This is a genomic window from Streptomyces caelestis (assembly GCF_001279005.1).
GTDB lineage: Bacteria > Actinomycetota > Actinomycetes > Streptomycetales > Streptomycetaceae > Streptomyces > Streptomyces heliomycini.
Genome location: NZ_LGCN01000063.1, coordinates 139,519 through 158,086, shown reverse-complemented (window position 1 = coordinate 158,086; position 18,568 = coordinate 139,519). Strand labels below are relative to the sequence as shown.

Sequence of the window (18,568 nt, the reverse complement as noted above, 5' to 3'; positions counted from 1 at the left end):
CCACCTCACACCGGTCGAGTTCGAACAACAACTGATCACGTCACGTACTCTGCCACTCGCCGCATGAAACCCGGTGTCCACTCCCGGGGATCAACCTCAGGTCGTTGCTGCCCCTTTGTTGCCGTCACGAGTGAGTGAGGGGCGGGTGAGCTCCGGAGTCGGCCGTCCAGATGCGGCTGCTCAGGTCTGGACGGTGAGGAGCCGGCGGCCGGTGGCGTCCGGTTCGCCGACGCGGATCCGGAGGTGCAGGGCACCGGTGCGTGGCAGCACCAGCGGCGTGTCGACGACCAGTTCCCCGACCGCCGTGCAGTCTTTCTCGTCTCCTGCCCGGGCGGCCAGTTCGGCAAGGACCGTGTTCGGTACGACGGCCTCCCCGACGACGCTGTGCGTGGCGAGGTGGGGTCCATACGGACCACACAAAACGCAAGTCAGGCCCCCTTTGCAGCAGGCTCCAGAATCGCCACGCACTCCACGTGGTGGGTCATCGGAAAGGTGTCGGCCTGAGCGAGTCCCGGAAAAGGCCAGGTCAGGACCTATGTCTCAGCTCGCGACCCTGCGTACGGGCGGCCAGAGCGTCAAACGAGCGTCACGACCAAGAGTCCATTCCTCCTCTTCGGGCAGAACAGGCTGCCACGACCAGCTCCATCCCCTCCGCGAGCCCGCTCCCGCTCGCTCCGGACGCAAGCTCGCCCATCATGACCCGCGCCACTTTTCCGGCCGCCATAATGGAGGCATGCCCTCCAGCCCACAGCACCCCGCACACACGCCGAGCGACCTCTCGGGCGCGGTCGCCGAGGACCTCGCGCTGTACCGGGAGAAGTTCCGCCGTCGTCTGCCGGAGTCGCTGGACGAGTTGCGCGGGCCGGCCCGCGGTGTCGTGGATCTGCCGCTGCACATGGCCTGGTCCGGGATGACCTCATACGACCTGGGCAAGCCGCGTCAGCGCATGGGCCTGTACCGCACCGTCCTGCACGAGGGCCTGCACGACGACCTGCCCCGCTACCTCAACCAGGACCTGCTCCTCCAGCTGTGGCCGGTGCTGCGCACCCTCGTCGGCCGCACCGTCCGCGCCGTATGGGAAGACGCCTTCCCCCAGCTCGCCTCCCGCACCCGGGCAGCCGCGTGACGGACATGCCGGAGCTGCACACGCGGCTCCTGGCGGATGTGATCGCACTCGGTTCCCCGTATCCACTGGTTCTCACCGGCGGATACGCCGTGCGGGCACACCGCCTCGTCAACCGTCCCAGCCAGGACCTCGATGTCGCCACCGAGAACCCGGCGCCCATGGCCGACATCGCCGCCACGCTCCGCGCCGGCCTGGAAGCCCGCGGCTGGAAGGTGCACGCGCTGGAGACCGCCCCGCTGTCCGCCCGCTTCACCGTGTCCGACCCGGCCACCGGGCAGGAGTGCGAAGTCGACATCCTCAAGGAGATCTTCTGGCGGCCGGTCACCCAGAGCCCGTACGGGCCCGTCCTCGCGGAGGAGGACGTGATCGGGACCAAGGTCCGCGCCCTCGCCGACCGTGGAGCGCCCCGCGACCTGATCGACGTGTTCGCAGCCTCCCGCCGCTGGACCAACACCGAGCTCGAAGAGTTCGGCCGCCGACATGCCCGTGGCCGCTTCGAGCGCGAAGACCTGCAGTCGAACCTCACGGGCGCCGAGTGGACCGACGACGAAGCCTTCCTCGCCTACGGGCTCGATGACGCCACCATCACCGCGCTTCGCGCTTGGGCTGTGGAGTGGGCCGACGACCTCGCGGCCCGTCTCCTGGAAGAGGCCGATGATCCGGACATCGACTGATCACGTCCGGATGAGACCACACCTGCAATCGATCAGAGCAAGAACCAAGAAATGAGCAGGTAGCAAAACAGGGCATCGCTGGTCTGTCCCGCGTCAAGTACACCGGGCAGGCCGTGCCCTGGGAGAAATCAGTCGGCGGGCAGGCTGCCACCCTATCGGCACGGTGATCAACGGGAACCGGCCCTCATCGAGTCCCTCTACGCTGGTCTCCATGTCCTCGGCCGTCGAGAAGCCGGCGTGAACAGGTCAGCGTGCCAGGCGCCGCCGGATACCCGTACGCCGTATCCGGCGGTCAGTCGGCCTTCGCGCTGCAGCAGCCGCTCTCGCACCGATCCGGGCGGTACAGCTGCCCTCCGTCTGGCTGCCTTCGTCGACCTTCTGGCCCGACCGACCGTGAGCGGCGCATCGCGGTGAGGCGGGTGGCAGGCCAACAACACCCGTTGTCATCGGACATGACCGCGACTGCGCCATGACGACGGGAGTTAAGCAGATCGGCGACCCGCTGCCCGGCATTCGGAAGGGTCCTCTCCCGTGCCAGAGTGATCCTCATGATCCCCGCGCACATCGTCGACGAGCAGCCGCTCACCTACGCCGACAGCTTCGACGTGCCGGTCCTGTTCCGTAACGGACCCTCGAACAAGCCCAAGAGGCAGTGGCGCACGGCGAAGCATGAGGCGTGGAGCGCGTCGGACGGGTTCCCGGCAACCAATGGCTGGTACGCCCCGACCACCACGTGGCGGGAGATCATCAAGGCCGCCACCGAGGTCGGCCGCGACGTCACCCCGCACCTGCAGAACCAGCCCCGGTACGCGCACGGGGAACTCGTCGCCCGGGTCTCCCCGCTGTACGCCTACCTCGGCACCCACCCCGTCACACCCCGACACCCCGTACCGGGCGCAAAGGGCCAGCGCCTGACCCTGAACCCGGTGTACGAGCACGGCACCGAGCGCACCGCACAGAACGCCGCCGCCTACCGGCTGGGCATGACGATGACCGAGTGGGCCTGCCGCTCCCTGCTCGGCCTCGGACAGACCCACCACCTCGAACTCGGCGGCCCCATCACCACCCTGAGCAACACGTTCAAGGACCCGAAGAGGACGCTGCCCGACCTGTGGGGACGGCACGAGGCGGAAGAGATGTACTGGCTGATCGAGGCCAAGGGCGGCAGCGTCGGCGTCGGCACGCTCCGCAAAGGGTGGGCACAACTGGAGGCCGGCAGCAAGATCCTCGGCTCATACAAGCACCGCATCGTCCTGGTCGGGGCGTCCGTGCGGCCCGGAGACGACCTCTTCCTCACGATCGACCATGACCTGCGCTCCGGCGAGCCGCCCCTCCCCCCGGCCGGATCCGGCGCTGACGACGCGGCGGTCGGCCCCGGCAACCTCGAAGACCACCTCGGGGACAGCGACGACGCGCTCATCGGCGCGGCCCGTGCCCAGATGCTCGCTTACCTGGCGCTGCGCTCCGCTCCCGCCTCTCAGTTGCGCACAGTGCCGGTGCCGGCCGACCGCACTTCCCGCCACCGGCGTTCCGGGCTGACCACCCCCCTGGAAAACGACGACCTCACCCTCGCCATGCGGGCGGACGCCCGCGGAGCGGCGCTCCACATCGAGTCGCACACCCTGCGCGCCGAGATCCGCTCCCGGGGGCTCGACGACTTCCTCACCTGCCGCATCCCTGGAACCGAGGTCCACCTCGGCATGTCCAGAAAGCTGTTCGCCGCCTGCGCACGCCTCCACGAAGAAGATCTGGCCATCGCCCAGCGCACCCCGGGACTGCGCGCCGAGGATCAGCCGGCCCTCTACCACGGGCTCAGCGACGAAGCCCAGGAAGTACAACGGCTCACCCAGCGACGGATCTTCCGGGAGCGGCAGGAGGAAGCCCGCCCACGGCTGCGCCCCCTGCTCCGCGACGCCTACGAGCGGGGAGCGACGAGCGACTGGAGCGACCTGCTGCGCCGTCCTCAGGAGCCGAAGCTCGACCTGGAGGGCGACGAGGGTCTCCTCGAAGCGGCCACGCCGGAAACGTACCTGGCCGTCAGCCGCTACGACCTGCCTCCCGCACGCGCCTAGTCCGGCCCGGGCGGCGGCCGGGGTGCTGCGTCTGTGGGTGCTCTGCCGTGTGGACGGGCACCGGTCGTGGCGCACCAGCGTGGACGTGCTCCCAGACCAGGATGTCCTCGCCACCATCGGATAGGCGGCCGGCTCGGACGATGGCCCTGCTGGGCAGCACAGCATTACCCGGCTGGCCCATGGTCTAGGACCTGTCTGACAAATGATCTTGGCTGGGTTCGCGGAGCCAGAGGATGAGTGCTGCGAGGTGGAGTCCGGCCCGGTGGCGGACGGCGAGTTCGTCGAAGCGGGTCGCGATGGCCCGGAACTGCTTGAGCCGGTTGAAGCAGCGCTCGACGACGTTGCGGGCCTTGTAGAGCTCGCGGTCGAAGGCCGGGTGTCTGCCGCCGGCTCGGCCGGGACCGCACACGCATCTCCCACCAGCTCACCCGCATGGGCGAGCACCAACTCGTCACCCGCGAACGCGCCGGCGATGTCACCCTCACCGACACCGGACGCCAGGCCCTCACCACCGTGCACCCCGGCCTGGACGCCGCGGTACGCGGCCGCTTCACCGACAAGCTCTCCGCACGAGAGATCGAAACGCAGAGTTCCGTCCTCCGCCGGCTGCAGCCGCCGGAACACGATGCCGACAAGCCGCCGGGGCGCGCGATCACCAGCCCTTGACCAGGTGGCCCTGCCCCCTCTGCCCGACGTGGTACACGTCAGCGAGTACGCGTACGACGCGGCCCACCGCTTCCGTGAACCCAGCACTCCCGGACCAGGGGTCCGGGTCGCCGCGGACCACGCAACCCCGAACCTCCACGGCCGCGCCGGCCGGGCCGCCACCGGCACGACCGCCCGGGCCGACCGCGCGGCTACGACAGCACCGAGTTCCGTGTATCGGTAGCCCAGCCGGGGGTCACGGCCGAGATCGCCCGCAAGGGCGTGCCGGCCCCGATCCAGGCCGGCAAGCGCTGGGGGATCGAGCGCACCCACTCGTGGATGAACGACTACCCCAAGCTCCGGCGCTGCACCGAGAAGAGCGGCGAGGCCGTGGACTTCCGCCCCCGCCTCGCCGCCGCTCTCGTCACGCTCCGCATGCTCATCCGACGATCGACGAACCGCTACCGCTCGGATGGTCGGCCCGTCACCCGACGCCTCAGGTGCCCCATTCGCCGGTCGGTCCAAGACGTGCGGCCGGGAGAGCGGGTCGCCCTGTCTGCACGAGCACGCCTGTGCCCGGGCGTCAGGTGAACGCCGATGTCCGATGGGCAACGCTTCGTCGTCTTTACCACACGTGATCAACGGAAGCCATCTCTCCGTTTCTCCGGTGTGGCTGGTTATGATCGGTACATTACGTCGCGTCAAAGCCGAACCGGACTTCCCCCGTCCTGAACCCAGGACTGCGTCCGGTCTTGGCGGTCGGGCCGTCCCCCTGGTTCCCCGCTCTCCGAGGATTGATGTCTCCCATAGAACCCGAAGGCACACGAGGGCAGCCGGCGACTCGTCGGCGGCGTACTCCGCGCCTGCGCACGCTGCTCATTTGGCTGGCCATCGTCCCTATTCTGGCGATGAGTGCCCAAGTGGCCATGACCGCACAGCCGCTGGTAGACCAGTCAAAGCAACTGCGCGCTGATGTGGCAGTCGCTGAGCGGATCGATGTACCCCTGACCAGGCTGATGGTCGAACTGCAGGCTGAGCGGACGATGACCGCCACACGGTGGGCGAGCGGCTCCGTGTCCGAGAAGGAGTTGCGCGAGCAGCGCGCGGCCACGGACCGGGCCGCGGACGAGTTCCGCCGGGTGTCGGACGGAGCTCTGGCGGCGACCGGGCGCGAGGACGATCATTACGTCGCGGAGCTGAAGCACAGCCTCGCGGATCTGGCCGCGTTCCGCGAGCGCGCGGACGCCCGCAGCGGGGACGCGGATCGGACGATCGGCTACTACTCCGACCTCGTCGACCGCATCATCCGGGTGTACCAGAACGAGTTCAGCCATGCGGAGGACGCCGAGCTCATCCAGGAGAGCGGTCTGGTCGTCACGGTGTTCACGGTGTCCGAGATGGTGGCACGCGAGACCACCATCCTCGCCATGGCCGGGCCGTCCAGGCGTCTGAGCCCTTCCGGGTTCGCCGAATTCGTCAACTCCGTCGGATCCCAGCGGTACCAGTACGACGAGTGGGTCGCGCCGTATCTGACGGCCGAGGACAAAGCGGCCTACGACCAGGTCTTCGCCTCGGACGGCTGGAAGACGAAGGTCCGTCTCGAGGACGTGGTCATCTCCGACCACCAGAGCACCGCGTCCGGCATCGAGCTGCCCGAGGAAGCTGACGCCTGGCAGGCCGCGTACGACGAGTTCGCGCCGCGCCTTGCCGCGCTCAACGCGAAACAGGGGCGAGCACTGCTCGTGCACGCCGACGCCAAGGCCACGCAGTTGGAGAACGAGGTCATCTGGCTGATCGTCGGAAACGGCGCAGCCGTCATCGCCGTCGCGGCCGTCATCGTGCTCACCACGCGCTCCGTGCTCCGCCGCCTGCGCGGTCTGCACCAACGTACGGTGGCCATTGCCGAGGACACGCTGCCGGATGTCGTCGCCCGGCTCCAGCGCGGGCAGCCCGTCGACGACGATGCGCTGCCCGCGGTGAGCGGAGACCAGGACGAGGTCGGACGTATCAGCGACGCGTTCGCCCGGGTCGTCTCCGTATCCGTCGACGGGCATGCGCGGCTCGCGGCCGAGCGTCAGGGTTTCGGTATGTTCGCCGCGGGCATCGCCTCGCGCACCGGAAACCTGGTCAGCCGCCAGTTGGCCCTCACCGACGAACTGCAGGACGCCTTCGGGCACGACGAGGAGCTTCTCGCCCGGTTGATGCGATCCGACCAGCTGACGGTGGGCATGCGGCGGCAGATCGAGAACCTGCTCATCCTGGCAGGTGGAGAGATCCCCGATCCGCACACCGAGCCCATGCGCGTCGCCGACCTGCTGCGCGAAGCCGCCGCGGAAGTCGAGGACTTCCGGCGGATCGAGCGCCAGGCCCTGGACGAGATCAGCGTGGCACCGCGGGTGATCAGCGAGATCAGCCACCTCCTGGCAGAACTCCTGGACAACGCCACCCGGTTCTCCCCGCCGCAGTCGAAGGTGGTCATCCGTGCCGAACTGGTGACGGACGGGCTGTTGGTCGACATCGAGGACCGCGGGCCTCGGGTGACCGCCGCAACCTACGAGGAGATGAACGGGCGTCTGCACTCGGCCCCGCCGTATTCCGTCCTGGCGGAGAACGCGCACCGGCTCGGACTCTTCGTGGTCGGCCACATCGCCGAACAGCTCGGGGCCACAGTGACGCTGCGCCGCTCGGTGTACGGGGGGACGTCGGCCGTGGTGATCCTTCCCAAGGAACTCCTTGTGCCGACCGAACCGGGCCGGGCGGGAAAGGAGGCGCCGCGCGCGGCGGCGATGCCCGCCCCGGCACCGGGCCCGTTCGACGAACGCAAGCCCGGGCTGGTCCTGCACGCGAGGACCGGGGCGGCCGCCCGCAGGACGCCGGAGCGCTTGCCCGAGCGGCCGGTGAAGAGCAAGCCGTCGGTTCCTTCCCCGACACGGAACGGTGACGCGAAGCCGGCCCTCCCTGAGCGGATCCCACAGGCTCACATCGTCGAGCAGCTCCGCGCGCCGCACGCACCGGAGACCGGCGTCCACCAGGATGCGGCGACACCCGAAGAAGTGGCCGACGCCTGGGCGGACTACGAACACGGGACTCAGACAGTGGAAGAAGAACTCCGACAGGATCAGCCATGACGACAACGAACGACATGATCTACAGCGTCCTGGACAACAACCTGAGCAGGATCGCCGGCATCCAGGGAGCCGTGCTCCTGTCCAACGACGGGATCAAGCTCAGCTCGTACGAGCTGGAACGGGACCAGGCGGAGCGCATAGCCGCCGCGTCCTCCGGCATCGCTTCCACGATGAAGGCGATATCCAGGGAGGTCGACGGCGGCCGGGTGATCCGCCAGCTGGTCGAGATGGACGACTGCTATCTCTGCATCGTCGGGTGCGGGGAGGGCAGCACGCTCATCGTGGTGACCTCCCGCAAGGCGCGGCTGGGGGAGCTGGGCGGTGAAGCCGTGCGCACCGCCCAGGCGCTCGGTGAGTGGCTGAGCACGCCTGATCGCGGCCAGGCGCAGCCGTCGTAATGGCGGACGAGCCCAGGCCGGGAGAGGGAGGCCACCGCCGGACGCGGCTGTACGCGCTGACCGATGGACGTACGGCGGCTGCACACACCGCCCTCACCATGGACACCACGATCACGGCGGTGGCCGTCGCGGACGGCCACGGCGGCCTGCCCAGCGAGTGGCAGGCCATCCTCGCGATGTGCTCGCCTCCGGGCGGCATGGCGGTCGCCGAGATCGCGGCGCGCATGCACATCCGCCTCACTCCCATGACGCTTCTTCTCGGCGAACTCGCGGATCGGGGACTGATCGAGCACCGGCCACCCCTGGAAGGGGCCGAGACCACCAATGTCCACCTGCTCATGAAAATTAGGGACAACCTTGCCTGGATATGACGCCCCTGCCCATGAAGCGGACCCCGTCAAGATCCTCATCGCTGGGGGATTCGGCGTCGGCAAGACGACCCTGATCGAGACGGTCTCCGAGATCGAGCCGTTGCGCACCGAGGAGCGGCTGACGAGCGCGGGCGTCGGCGTCGACGACCTCGACGGCATCGAGTCCAAGGCGGTCACCACCGTCGCGATGGACTTCGGCCGCATCACCCTCACCGACGCACAGGTCGTGCTCTACCTGTTCGGCACACCTGGCCAGGAGCGCTTCTGGTTCATGTGGGACGACCTGCTGAACGGGGCACTCGGGGCGATTGTCCTTGTCGACACACGACGCCTCGACCGCAGTTTCCCGGCCGTCGACTTCTTCGAGAACCGAGGGGTCCCGTTCCTGGTCGCCGCGAACTGTTTCCACGGCGAACAGCCCTACACCGTCGAGGAGATCAGGGCGGCGCTGCATCTGCGTGACCCGAACACACCCATCCACTTGCTCGATGCCCGCCTCCGTGACGACGCGCGCGGTGCGCTGCTCTCGCTTCTGGACATGCTCATCGCCAAAGCCGGGGTCGCGGCGACCGGCTGACTTCGGCCTGCCACGTGGTGGCGTGGAGGTCCACGACCGCGACCGTGGACCCGGTCCGGGCCGCCGCCGCGTCGGCCGTCGAGGAATGCCGGCCGGTACCGGCCATCGTCCTCGTAGTGGACGGCATGAGCTGCACGCTTTCGCCCCTCGTCCAGGCCGGGTCGTACCGCTGCTTGCCGCGGACAAGCAGCGGTACGACGACATCGAAGAGCGGCTGAGCGAGATCGGGTACGCCCCCGCGTGGCCGAGCACCGTTGCCGACGCCTACGACGAGTACCGGGTGATGCAGCCGGAACCGGCCGGTGCGGAAGGCGTCGGGAACATCTCGGTCGGGAGTGCCGAGCATGCCCTCCTGGCTACCTGGACACTGGCCGGCCTTCGCAGCACAGGCGACGACAACACGCCGAGTCCGACGCTCAGGGCGAACGTCCATAGGCGTGCGATTCCCAGGACGACCACCTCACACTCCGTCGGAAACAGCGTCGAACGAGCGTCAAGACATTTCCCGAACCCGTCTCCGACGGAGGCGATCAGAGCGTTCCGGACTCACGCTCCCGCTGCGAACCCGCAGGTGAGCCACGTGGCGGCCACCTACAACAGGCTCCACGCGGTGAACTTCGGGAAACAGGTCGAGCACCACCGGCCACATCTGGAAAACACGAGAAAGCCGCAGGTCAGAGCCCCTTCGCAGCAGGCTCCAGAATCGCCACGCACTCCACATGATGCGTCATCGGGAAGGTGTCGGCTCGAGCGGGTCTCGGAAAACTCCAGGTCAGAGCCGGTTTATCGGCTCGCTGTCCCGCGTGCGGGCGCCCAGAACGTCAAACGAGCGTCACGACCGACACAGTCCATCCCTCCTGATCCGTGCAGAACACGCCGCCGCAATCAGCTCACCCCGCGCGGGTCCGCGCCGCTCACTCCGAGCGCCGGCTCGCACATCGTCACCTGCACGACGTCCCGGCCGCCATAGATCACATCAAAGGGTAGCCGAATGGGAAATGCCCATGGAGTCTCCAACTCGGGCCGATAAGAGCCGACGCGTCGTTGCGGAAGTAGTACTCACGGCTGTTCGACCGCCACGCTCAACGGCACCCTGAACGACAGCAGGTCGAGCCTGGATGGTTCCGCCGCCCCGGTTGCCGACTGGACGTGCGGGCGCCTGCGTGCTGCCGCTCGCAGTGCCACCGCTGCCTCCGTGCGCTCCAAGGCCGTGCATGTCCTTCAGTCCCGGGCCGTTGAGGTCGACTTCGAGATGTGCGGGGTCGGGTCGGCCATGATCTTCACGCACAGTTCCGCCACGTCGTAGCCCGCGATGGGGCGAGCCGATGGTCACCGAAGGGCAAACGCTGTTCGCCCCTGCTCAACGGCTCCAGTGCAGGCCAGGTCATCAACGGGTTCTCTACGAACATCGCTCCGCGGATGTTGACGGGAGGCCGGACCAGTCCAGCACCTGCTCGGCGACCCAGTGGGTCCGTTGCCGCGGCGATCATTTGGCGGTGACCCCGTCTAGTGCTGTGACCGCATAGGTTCGCCGGGTTGTCGGGGCATGCAAATTCTCCACTCCTGCTCCCGTGCAACATCATCGCGTAGGGCCAGAATGTCACTCCGGGGCAGGACTGGCGGCTGGTGGGGCGGGTTGGGTGAGGATTGCGGTGACGGCCTGGTCGAGGGTGGCGGCTGGGTGACCGAGGACGTGCTGGAGATCGTCGGTCTGTCGCTCCAGTGCGCCGGCACGTACCTGGTCCTCAAGCCAGCCCTGGGCACCGGGCGCCCGGCCGTGGCGGTCTCGGTGGACGACGGGTCTGCCGGAGATACGGCTGAGTGCGTGGGCGAGCTGGCTGTAGGTCCACAGGTTGCCAGTGAAGTCGTAGGCGCGGCCGAGGTGGCAGTCCTCGGTGAGGACGTGGGCGGCGGCCTCGGCGAGTTCGCTGCGGAAAGCGGTATTGATGCCACGCCCGCCGGTGCCGCTGGCCAGTTCACCCGAGGTGACGGCGGCGCGCAGGCCCGCGTTGAGGAATGCCTCGCTGTAGTAGGGGTGGCGCAACAGCGTGTGGGGCAGCCCGCTTGCGAACAGGGTGCGCTCGGTGGCGTGATGAGCAGCGGTGACACCGTGGGCCTGAGTGTCGGCACCCAGGAAACTGGTGTAGATGATCGCACCGACTCCGGCGGTGCGGGCCGCGTCGATGGCTGCCTGGTGCTGGCCAGCGCGGCGGGAGGGTTCCAGCTCCGGAGAGGAGATCAGCAGCAGCCGGTCAGCTCCCTTGAACGCGGTGCGCAGCGTTGCCGGGTCATCGTAGTCACCAAGGCGGACACGGACCCCGCGAGCGGCTAGATCCGCGACCCCTTCGGGATTGCGCACCGCGGCAACGATGCGATCAGCCGGGCACTGGGCCAGCAACTGGTCGATGACCAGTCGACCGAAAGCCCCCGAAGCGGCCGACACAACAATCATCCACAACTCCCTCACCGTGGTGTAGCCGTCGCCGACGCGGCGGTTCGTGACCGCTCGGTCCGGACGTCCGGCTCACCATCGATGAACAGCGAACCGCGCGTCAAAGCCTTTTCCAAGCCCCAGGATCCTGAGCCTCGACAGCAACCAACCATCTGCTCGTGCTGTGACCGCATTAGGTTCGCCGGATTGTATTCAGGCCGCTGGGGTGAGGGGGCGTCCGCCCCGGCGGATGCCTTTCTCACTGCGGATGCGGACACGCTCTCGGCGTTGTGCGGCGAGGACGTCGGGGTGGCGGGCGTTGGCGTTGCGCCAGCGTAGGTAGCGGTGCAGGGCCCGGGTCTGTGCGGGGTGGCTGCGGTGGTGGGAGTTGGCCAGGGTGAACTGCCGCAGCGGACCGAAGTGGGCCTCGATCGGGTTGGCCCAGGAGGCATAGGTCGGGGTGAAGCACAGTTCGACCTTGTTCTTCTTCGCCCAGCGGCGGATGTCCGCACCGGTGTGGGCTGAGAGGTTGTCCAGGATGATGTAGATCGGAGCTCCGTCGGGCCGGGCGGGGCGCGGATCGACTTCAGCGCCGCCAGGGTGTTGGCGGTGCCTTTGCGGCGGCGGTTGACGCCCCACAGACGGTCGTCGCCGACGGAGGAGCAGCCGTGGAAGTAGGTGACACCGTGGGTGCGGCGACAGGTCGCCGGCAGCCGGTTGGGCTCGCTCTGTTTCGCCCAGCAAGAGCCCGCGGTGGGCCGGATCCCCAGCGGCCCGAACTCGTCGAAGGCGAACACCCGGTCAGGGAAACGCCCCAACACCTGCTCGATCCGGTCGAGCTTGGCGTCACGCTCGGGATCTGGGGACTCCTTCCAGGTCCTGGTGCGCTGGAAGGTGATGCCGCGGCGCGATAGCAGGCACCGTAAGGCTTCCCGGCCGATGCGGATGACACGGCCGTGTACGCGGCGCAGGTAGGCGGCGAGTTTGCGGATCGACCAGCGAGTGAAGGGCTGGCCGAGCTTGGTGGGGCGGGTGGTGGCCGTCTGGACGACGAAGTCCTCGTCGTCAGGGGTGAGCTGGCGGGGACGGCCTCCCGCCCATCGAGGGTCCAGACAAGCCAGGCCGATCTCGTCGAACCGGTGGATCACGTCCCGGATGGTGTCCTCGTCGGCCTGCACCAACTTCGCGATCACCGGGACGCGGTTCCCGCCGGCCGAGACCAGCGGCATCATCGCCCGCCGGTAGCGCACCGGGCTGGTACTTCCCCGGCGCACGATCTGCTGCAGCTTCTGCGGTCGTGTCCCGCCACGTGGTGTAGGGGATCAAGGGTTACGTATTCCGGTACAAGGTCCCTGACGATTTCCGCAGAGGCGGTCGCCCACGTGGCGCCCTGCTGAGGCCAGTTGAACCCCCGGTCCGGCGAGAGCGATGCCCTCGACCTGCGGATTTCGGCACCTTGATCGGCTACACCACCCGGCGGGACGCCACCGCTTCTGCCCTTCCCGACCGGTCAGTCTGCGCACCCGCACAGGCTCAGCCACCACATCTCCAGCGGTCGGAACCGACGTCACCGCCCGTCCAACCGCCCCAACCACCGACCCGTCGAACGTTCCCGGTCACAGCACTAGCCATGCACGCCGTTCCTCCGCGCTCTTGCATCAAGGTGTCCTCTGCCTGGTGGAGGTGCGGCGGCTGTTCGCAGAGCCCAGGCAGTTGCCTGTGCGTCACCCGGCCAGCCGGTTCATCTTGCGGATCTGCTGGTCGAAGACCCCGGCGGGAGCGAGACGGCGCAGTACGCGTGCGCGTCCGGCCAGGGGGCCGGCGGTGTAGCGCGGCTTCGGCTTCGTGTCGGTCGCCGCCGCGACGATCGCCTGGGCGACGACGGCGGGGGCGTCGCCGTTCCTGAACACGCCGCGCCCCCTGCCGGCCACGGTGCTCGTCGCCCTGCACGACCTGAACCTCGCCGCCTGCCACTGCGACCGCCTCTACGTGCTCGACCACGGCCGGCTTGCCGCCGGCGGCCCGCGCGTGGAGATCCTCACGTCCCGGCTGCCGGCCGAGGTCCACGGCGTGACAAGCGAGGTGACTACTGATCCCCGCACGACCGCGCCGCAGGTGACCTTCCTCCCCGGAGCGCCGCACCCGGCCGAAACGGCAGAGGCACCCTGTCACGGCGCGGCCACGCGCCCGTGATCAGCCCGCTTCAGTCAAGGCCGCGTGCGCGGCGGCGAGGATCTCACCGGAGAGCGGGGAGCCCTTGGTGGCCCGGGACAGGACCAGCGCACCGAACAGGGTGCAGAGGCGGACGATGCCGTCCTGGTCGTCACCGGCCAGGAAATCGGCGAAGTCGGCCACCCCCTCGGCGTAGACGCGACGGGCCTCGCGCCCCCCGCCCTCGCGCGCGATGTCGATGGCGAGCGCGGCGACCGGGCAGCCGTCCGCCGGGGCGTCGCGGTGCTCGACGGAGAGGTAGGCGTCGATCAGCGTCTGCTGGGCGGCGGCGCGCTGCCCGTCGTGCCGCTCAAGTCCGTCGCTGTAGCGCTGGGCGAGCTCGGCGAAGGCGTGGGCGGTGGCCTCGTCGACGAGTGCCTCCTTGGAGGCGAACTGCTTGTAGAAAGCGCCGTGGGTCAGACCGGCCGCCTTCATCAGGTCGGCGACGCTGACCTGAATGCCCTGCTCCCGGAACAGGCGGGATGCGGTGTCCACCACCCGCCTGCGGTTTTCCTCCGCCTGCGCCTGCGATACGCGGCCCATGACCACCTCCCGTTTGGATGTCGACTGGCATCTATCATAGGCTCATGTTTAGATTGCCTCCATAATCTAAAAAAACTGCGGGTAGCCCACGGCGCCCGCCACGACCAGGAGTGCACATGGAACTGAGGAACGCGGTCGCAGTCGTCACCGGCGCCAATCGGGGCTTCGGGCGGCACTTGGCCGCCCAGCTCGTCGAGCGCGGCGCGAAGGTGTACGGCGCGGCCCGACGCCCCGAGACGGTCGACGTGCCGGGCGTCCTCCCGCTACGGCTGAACGTCACGGACGAGGCGTCGACACAAGAGGCCGCGCGCCTGGCGTCCGACGCGACACTGCTGATCAACAACGCGGGCATCTCCACCGGCGCGACGCTGATGGGAGGCGACGTGGCTGAGGTGCGCCGGGAGATGGAGACCAACTTCTTCGGCCCGCTCGCCGCGACCCGAGCCTTCGCCCCCGTGATCGAGGGCAACGGCGGCGGCGCCGTGCTCAACGTCCTGTCCGCCCTGTCCTGGTTCCACCCGGCAGGACTCGGCTCCTACGCCGCGTCCAAGGCCGCCGCTTGGGCGCTGAGCGACGCGACCCGTGAGGAGCTGGCACCGCGCGGCATCACCGTCTCGGCGCTGCACGTCGGCTACATGGACACCGACATGGCCGCCGGCGTGCCCGCCGATCAGAAGGTCGCCGCCGCCGACGTCGCGGCCCAGGCCCTGTACGGCATCGAGACCGGCCTGCCCGAGATCCTCGCCGACGAGACCAGCCGGTACGTCAAGCAGAGCCTGTCCGCGGCACCCCGGCCGAACGCGGACTGACGCTCGCCCCTCCACCCCGGCGCGACCACCCTCACACCCCTGCAAGGACATCTCATGCGCTACACGACCTTCGGTCACCGGACCGGACTGCGCGTCTCCGAGTACGCGCTCGGCACCGCGAATTTCGGCACCGGTTGGGGCGCAGGCGCCGAGCCCGAGGAGGCCCGGCGGATCTTCGACCGGTTCGCCGAAGCCGGCGGGACCTTTCTCGACAGCGCGGACGCCTACCAGTTCGGCGAGTCGGAGGAACTGACCGGAAAGCTGGTCTCCGCCGACCGCGACCACTTCGTCCTGGCCACGAAGTTCACCCTCGGCGCCGCCCCGCAGCCGGACATCTCCAAGACCGGCAACAGCCGCAAGACCATGGTCGCCTCGGTCGAGGCCAGCCTGAAGCGCCTGGGGACCGACTACATCGACCTGTTGTGGGTGCACTTCCCCGACGACCTCACTCCGATGGAGGAACTCCTGCGCGGGCTCGACGACCTGGTGAGCGCCGGCAAGATCCATCACGCCGCGCTGTCCAACTTCCCCGCCTGGCGCGTCTCGCGCGCGGTGACCCTCGCGGACCTGAAGAACTGGGTCCCTGTCGTGGGCGTCCAGCACGAGTACAGCCTCGTCGAGCGCACGGCCGACCGTGAGCTCCTGCCCATGGCCGAGAGCCTCGGGCTCGGCGCAGCCCTGTGGTCCCCGCTCGGCGGCGGACTGCTCACCGGCAAGTACCGCGGCTCCGCCGAGGGGCGCCTGAGCGACCTGGGCATGGTCATCCACACCGAGAGCACCGGCCAGAAGACCGCCGTCGTCGACACCGTCCTGGCGATCGCAGGGGAGACCGGCGTGACGCCCGCCCAGGTGGCGGTGGCCTGGGTGCGCGAACGCGCCGCCCGCTCCGTTGCCACGCTCGTCCCGATCATCGGCCCGCGCAGTCTCTCCCAGCTCGACAGCTACCTCGGCGCCCTCGACGTCCAGCTGACCGACGAGCAGTACACCCGCCTGGCCGAGGTCAGCGCGGTGCCACTCGGCGTTCCCCACGAAGGGATCGCCGCCACCTTGGACCGCCTCCAAGGAGGCGCCGCCGACCGCGTCACCGCCCCGGTCGTGCCGGTGGCCTGATGGGTGAACGCGGCTGAGGACGAGGTGCGCCCGCGCCGCAGCCAGGAGAGCAACACAGCTGTCTCGTACGGGGAGAAGCCCGGGGCGAGCGGAGACCCCGGCCTTTCACGGACGGGAAACGGAACGGAGACAACTATGAAAGCTTTCCTGGTCGAGAAGTACGGCGACCAGGCCGGGATGCGTGCCACCGAAACACCCGACCCCCGGGTAGGTGCCGACGACGTCCTGGTCAAGATCCACGCGGCGGGCGTGAACCCGCTGGACATCAGGATCCGCAACGGGGACTTCAAGGCGTTCATGCCATACCGCCTCCCGCTCATTCTGGGCAACGACCTCGCCGGGACGGTCGTCCGGGTCGGCCCGTCCGTCACCCGCTTCGCGGTGGGCGACGAGGTCTACGCCCGGCCCGACAAGGACCGCATCGGTACCTTCGCCGAACTCATCGCCGTCCACCAGGACGACCTGGCGCCCAAACCGGTCACCCTCACCATGGCCGAGGCCGCCTCCCTCCCCCTGGTCGCCCTGACCGCATGGCAGGCACTGGTCGAGCGGGCACGCGTGCAGCCGGGCCAGAAGGTCCTCGTCCACGCGGGCGCCGGCGGCCTCGGCTCCGTCGCCGTCCAGCTGGCCAAGGCGCTGGGCGCGCATGTGGCCACCACCGTGAGCACCGCCAAGGTCGACTTGGCCAAGGACCTCGGCGCGGACGTCGTCGTCGACTACCGCGCCCAGGACTTCGAAGAGCTTCTCGACGGCTACGACGTCGTCCTCGACAGCCTCGGCGGCGAGAACCTCGCCAAGTCCCTGCGCGTTCTCAAGACCGGTGGCACAGCCATCAGCGTCGCGGGCCCGCCCGACCCGGCCTTCGCCCACGAACTGGGCGCGAACCCGATCCTCCGCCTGGCCATGACCGCCCTCAGCTTCAAAACCCGGCGCAACGCCAAACGCCACGGCGTGACGTACTCGTTCCTGTTCATGAAGGCCAGCGGCGACCAACTGCGCGAACTCACTGCCCTCATCGACACCGGGAAGATCCGCCCCGTCGTCGACCGCGTCTTCCCGTTCGAAGAAACCCTCCACGCCATGGAATACGTCGAGAGGGGACGGGCAAAGGCCGGCAAAGTCGTCGTCGCGATGACGTAAGGGTGAAAACGAGTCCCAGGCGCCAGTCACCTCCCACAGCGACAAGTCCCTGCACACCCCACTCCCCCGCCACACCACCTCAGGACCCGGCCATGAGCACACCGCCCAGTTCACCCGCCCCGATGTCGTACAAGAACACGCCGAACCGCTCCGTGTCCGTGCGTGGCGTGACCTTCGCCTACCGGCGGCTCGGCCCGGACAACGGCGTGCCCCTGATCCTCCTCAACCACCTGTCCGCAGTCCTGGACAACTGGGACCCGCGCGTCGTCAACGGACTCGCCGCCCGGCGTCCCGTGATCACCTTCGACAACCGCGGCGTCGGCGCGTCCGGCGGTTCCACACCCGACACGATCGAGGCGATGGCTCGCGACACCGTGCTGTTCATCCGGGCCCTCGGGTACGACAGGGTCGACCTGCTCGGACTGTCGATGGGCGGCTTCATCGCCCAAGTCATCGCGGCGGAAGAACCCGGGCTTGTGCGCAAACTCATCCTCGCGGGCACGGGACCCGCCGGCGGGCCCGGGATCGACAAGGTCACAAGCCTCACCATCAAGGACACCACCAAGGCCGCCCTGACCCGCAAGGACCCCAAGCAGTACCTGTTCTTCACCGACACCGCCGGTGGCCGCCGAGCGGCCCGCGCCTTCCTGGACCGGCTGAAGGAACGCACGAACGACCGCGACAAAGCCATCTCGCTCTCATCGTTCCGCGCCCAGCTGAAGGCCATCCACCACTGGGGCCGCCGGGCACCGGCCGATCTGTCCCTCATCCACCAACCGGTCCTGGTGGCCAACGGCGAGAGCGATCGCATGGTCCCGAGCGTCAACACAGTCGACCTGGCGGCCCGGTTGCCCCAAGGCCAACTCGAACCCCTCTACCCCGACGCCGGACACGGCGGGATCTTCCAGTACCACGCCAGATTCGTCCCGCGGGCGCTCGAATTCCTGGAACCGTAGCCAGCCGCCGGACAGGTCCATGGCCCCTGCCCCGCACTCAGCGAGACCCGCACCAGGAAATCCGTCCTCGCACATCGATGCCGCTCTGGGAGCCTCGCCGACCGCGGCTCCGCCTCTGACCACGGCCGGACAGCTCGTCACCACCGGTCGTCGGTCAATCCTCCGCCTGGCCGGGCACTGGCCCCGGGCCGGTCACATCACCACAGCCCTCGACCGGCTCACCCACGTGCCCGACCCAGGCTGACCAGCCGATTTCTCGTCCCCTGGACGGCACGTCACCACATGGAACTTCGCGGCCGACGCACTGCTCGACGGGTCGAGCCCGACAAGTCGGTTGACCCGCGCCATCTGATCCGGAACGACCACCTGACACTCCG

The 18,568-nt window shown here is 68.9% G+C and carries 15 protein-coding genes and 6 pseudogenes; 15 read left to right on the top strand and 6 right to left on the bottom strand.

What is annotated here, in order from left to right; translation table 11 throughout:
- Nucleotides 1-180: 180 nt before the first annotated feature.
- Nucleotides 181-420: a hypothetical protein gene (locus tag ADK41_RS06800; RefSeq protein WP_030826402.1), complete on the bottom strand. Its 240-nt coding sequence runs from the start codon at nt 418-420 to the stop codon at nt 181-183.
- A gap of 313 nt (nt 421-733) precedes the next feature.
- On the opposite strand from ADK41_RS06800, the gene ADK41_RS06795 reads away from it, so the two are divergent.
- The 3 genes from ADK41_RS06795 to ADK41_RS06785 all read left to right on the top strand — a co-directional run bounded on the left by ADK41_RS06795 (nt 734) and on the right by ADK41_RS06785 (nt 3,872).
- The gene (locus ADK41_RS06795) at nt 734-1,126 is read left to right on the top strand and encodes a hypothetical protein (protein WP_030826399.1); all 393 of its coding nucleotides are present in this window, start codon (nt 734-736) and stop codon (nt 1,124-1,126) included.
- 5 nt (nt 1,127-1,131) lie between these two features.
- Entirely contained in the window at nt 1,132-1,800 is a 669-nt protein-coding gene (locus ADK41_RS06790) for a nucleotidyl transferase AbiEii/AbiGii toxin family protein (RefSeq protein WP_030826397.1), read from the top strand.
- Nucleotides 1,801-2,348: 548 nt separating this feature from the next.
- A complete protein-coding gene (locus tag ADK41_RS06785; RefSeq protein ID WP_030826394.1) occupies nt 2,349-3,872 on the top strand; it encodes a hypothetical protein in 1,524 nt (507 codons plus the stop codon).
- A 184-nt stretch (nt 3,873-4,056) separates the two neighbouring features.
- Here ADK41_RS06785 and ADK41_RS06780 read toward each other — a convergent pair.
- A pseudogene (locus ADK41_RS06780) lies at nt 4,057-4,269 on the bottom strand (IS5/IS1182 family transposase); the annotation flags it as partial.
- Between the two features lie 35 nt (nt 4,270-4,304).
- On the opposite strand from ADK41_RS06780, the gene ADK41_RS06775 reads away from it, so the two are divergent.
- The 6 genes and pseudogenes from ADK41_RS06775 to ADK41_RS06755 all read left to right on the top strand — a co-directional run bounded on the left by ADK41_RS06775 (nt 4,305) and on the right by ADK41_RS06755 (nt 8,991).
- On the top strand, nt 4,305-4,538 hold the full coding sequence (locus tag ADK41_RS06775; protein WP_106979456.1) for a hypothetical protein: 234 nt from the start codon (nt 4,305-4,307) through the stop codon (nt 4,536-4,538).
- A gap of 243 nt (nt 4,539-4,781) precedes the next feature.
- A pseudogene (locus ADK41_RS42870) lies at nt 4,782-5,015 on the top strand (IS5/IS1182 family transposase); the annotation flags it as partial.
- A 299-nt stretch (nt 5,016-5,314) separates the two neighbouring features.
- Nucleotides 5,315-7,645 (top strand): sensor histidine kinase, encoded by a 2,331-nt coding sequence (locus ADK41_RS06770; protein WP_030826385.1) that lies wholly within the window; start codon nt 5,315-5,317, stop codon nt 7,643-7,645.
- Complete coding sequence (locus ADK41_RS06765; RefSeq protein WP_030826382.1) at nt 7,642-8,043, top strand: roadblock/LC7 domain-containing protein; 402 nt, start codon at nt 7,642-7,644, stop codon at nt 8,041-8,043. The genes ADK41_RS06770 and ADK41_RS06765 overlap by 4 nt, the downstream gene beginning before the upstream one ends.
- Nucleotides 8,043-8,414, top strand: coding sequence for a DUF742 domain-containing protein (locus ADK41_RS06760; protein WP_030826379.1), 372 nt, complete (start codon nt 8,043-8,045; stop codon nt 8,412-8,414). The genes ADK41_RS06765 and ADK41_RS06760 overlap by 1 nt, the downstream gene beginning before the upstream one ends.
- Nucleotides 8,401-8,991: a GTP-binding protein gene (locus tag ADK41_RS06755; protein ID WP_030826376.1), complete on the top strand. Its 591-nt coding sequence runs from the start codon at nt 8,401-8,403 to the stop codon at nt 8,989-8,991. Before ADK41_RS06760 ends, ADK41_RS06755 begins: the two co-directional genes overlap by 14 nt.
- Before the next feature lie 1,600 nt (nt 8,992-10,591).
- On the opposite strand, the gene ADK41_RS06745 is transcribed toward ADK41_RS06755, so the two are convergent.
- The 3 genes and pseudogenes from ADK41_RS06745 to ADK41_RS06735 all read right to left on the bottom strand — a co-directional run.
- Nucleotides 10,592-11,443, bottom strand: a complete 852-nt coding sequence (locus tag ADK41_RS06745) for an NAD(P)H-binding protein (protein WP_030826370.1) — start codon at nt 11,441-11,443, stop codon at nt 10,592-10,594.
- Nucleotides 11,444-11,635: 192 nt separating this feature from the next.
- Nucleotides 11,636-12,708 (bottom strand): annotated as a pseudogene (locus ADK41_RS06740) (IS630 family transposase).
- A 438-nt stretch (nt 12,709-13,146) separates the two neighbouring features.
- Nucleotides 13,147-13,326, bottom strand: a pseudogene (locus tag ADK41_RS06735) (short-chain dehydrogenase/reductase); the annotation flags it as partial.
- On the opposite strand from ADK41_RS06735, the pseudogene ADK41_RS06730 reads away from it, so the two are divergent.
- Nucleotides 13,325-13,615: pseudogene (locus tag ADK41_RS06730) on the top strand (histidinol phosphatase); the annotation flags it as partial. The pseudogenes ADK41_RS06735 and ADK41_RS06730 overlap by 2 nt on opposite strands.
- On the opposite strand, the gene ADK41_RS06725 reads toward ADK41_RS06730, so the two are convergent.
- Nucleotides 13,616-14,176: a TetR/AcrR family transcriptional regulator gene (locus ADK41_RS06725; RefSeq protein WP_030826359.1), complete on the bottom strand. Its 561-nt coding sequence runs from the start codon at nt 14,174-14,176 to the stop codon at nt 13,616-13,618.
- A 116-nt stretch (nt 14,177-14,292) separates the two neighbouring features.
- Between ADK41_RS06725 and ADK41_RS06720 the strand changes: the two genes are divergently transcribed.
- The 5 genes and pseudogenes from ADK41_RS06720 to ADK41_RS40620 form a co-directional block, all read left to right on the top strand.
- On the top strand, nt 14,293-14,985 hold the full coding sequence (locus tag ADK41_RS06720; protein WP_030826349.1) for an SDR family oxidoreductase: 693 nt from the start codon (nt 14,293-14,295) through the stop codon (nt 14,983-14,985).
- 54 nt (nt 14,986-15,039) lie between these two features.
- The gene (locus tag ADK41_RS06715; protein ID WP_030826346.1) at nt 15,040-16,095 is read left to right on the top strand and encodes an aldo/keto reductase; all 1,056 of its coding nucleotides are present in this window, start codon (nt 15,040-15,042) and stop codon (nt 16,093-16,095) included.
- Between the two features lie 135 nt (nt 16,096-16,230).
- A complete protein-coding gene (locus tag ADK41_RS06710) occupies nt 16,231-17,235 on the top strand; it encodes an NADP-dependent oxidoreductase (RefSeq protein ID WP_030826343.1) in 1,005 nt (334 codons plus the stop codon).
- 92 nt (nt 17,236-17,327) lie between these two features.
- Nucleotides 17,328-18,191, top strand: a complete 864-nt coding sequence (locus ADK41_RS06705; RefSeq protein ID WP_030826341.1) for an alpha/beta fold hydrolase — start codon at nt 17,328-17,330, stop codon at nt 18,189-18,191.
- 83 nt (nt 18,192-18,274) lie between these two features.
- Nucleotides 18,275-18,435 (top strand): annotated as a pseudogene (locus tag ADK41_RS40620) (IS1380 family transposase); the annotation flags it as partial.
- Between the last annotated feature and the right edge of the window lie 133 nt (nt 18,436-18,568).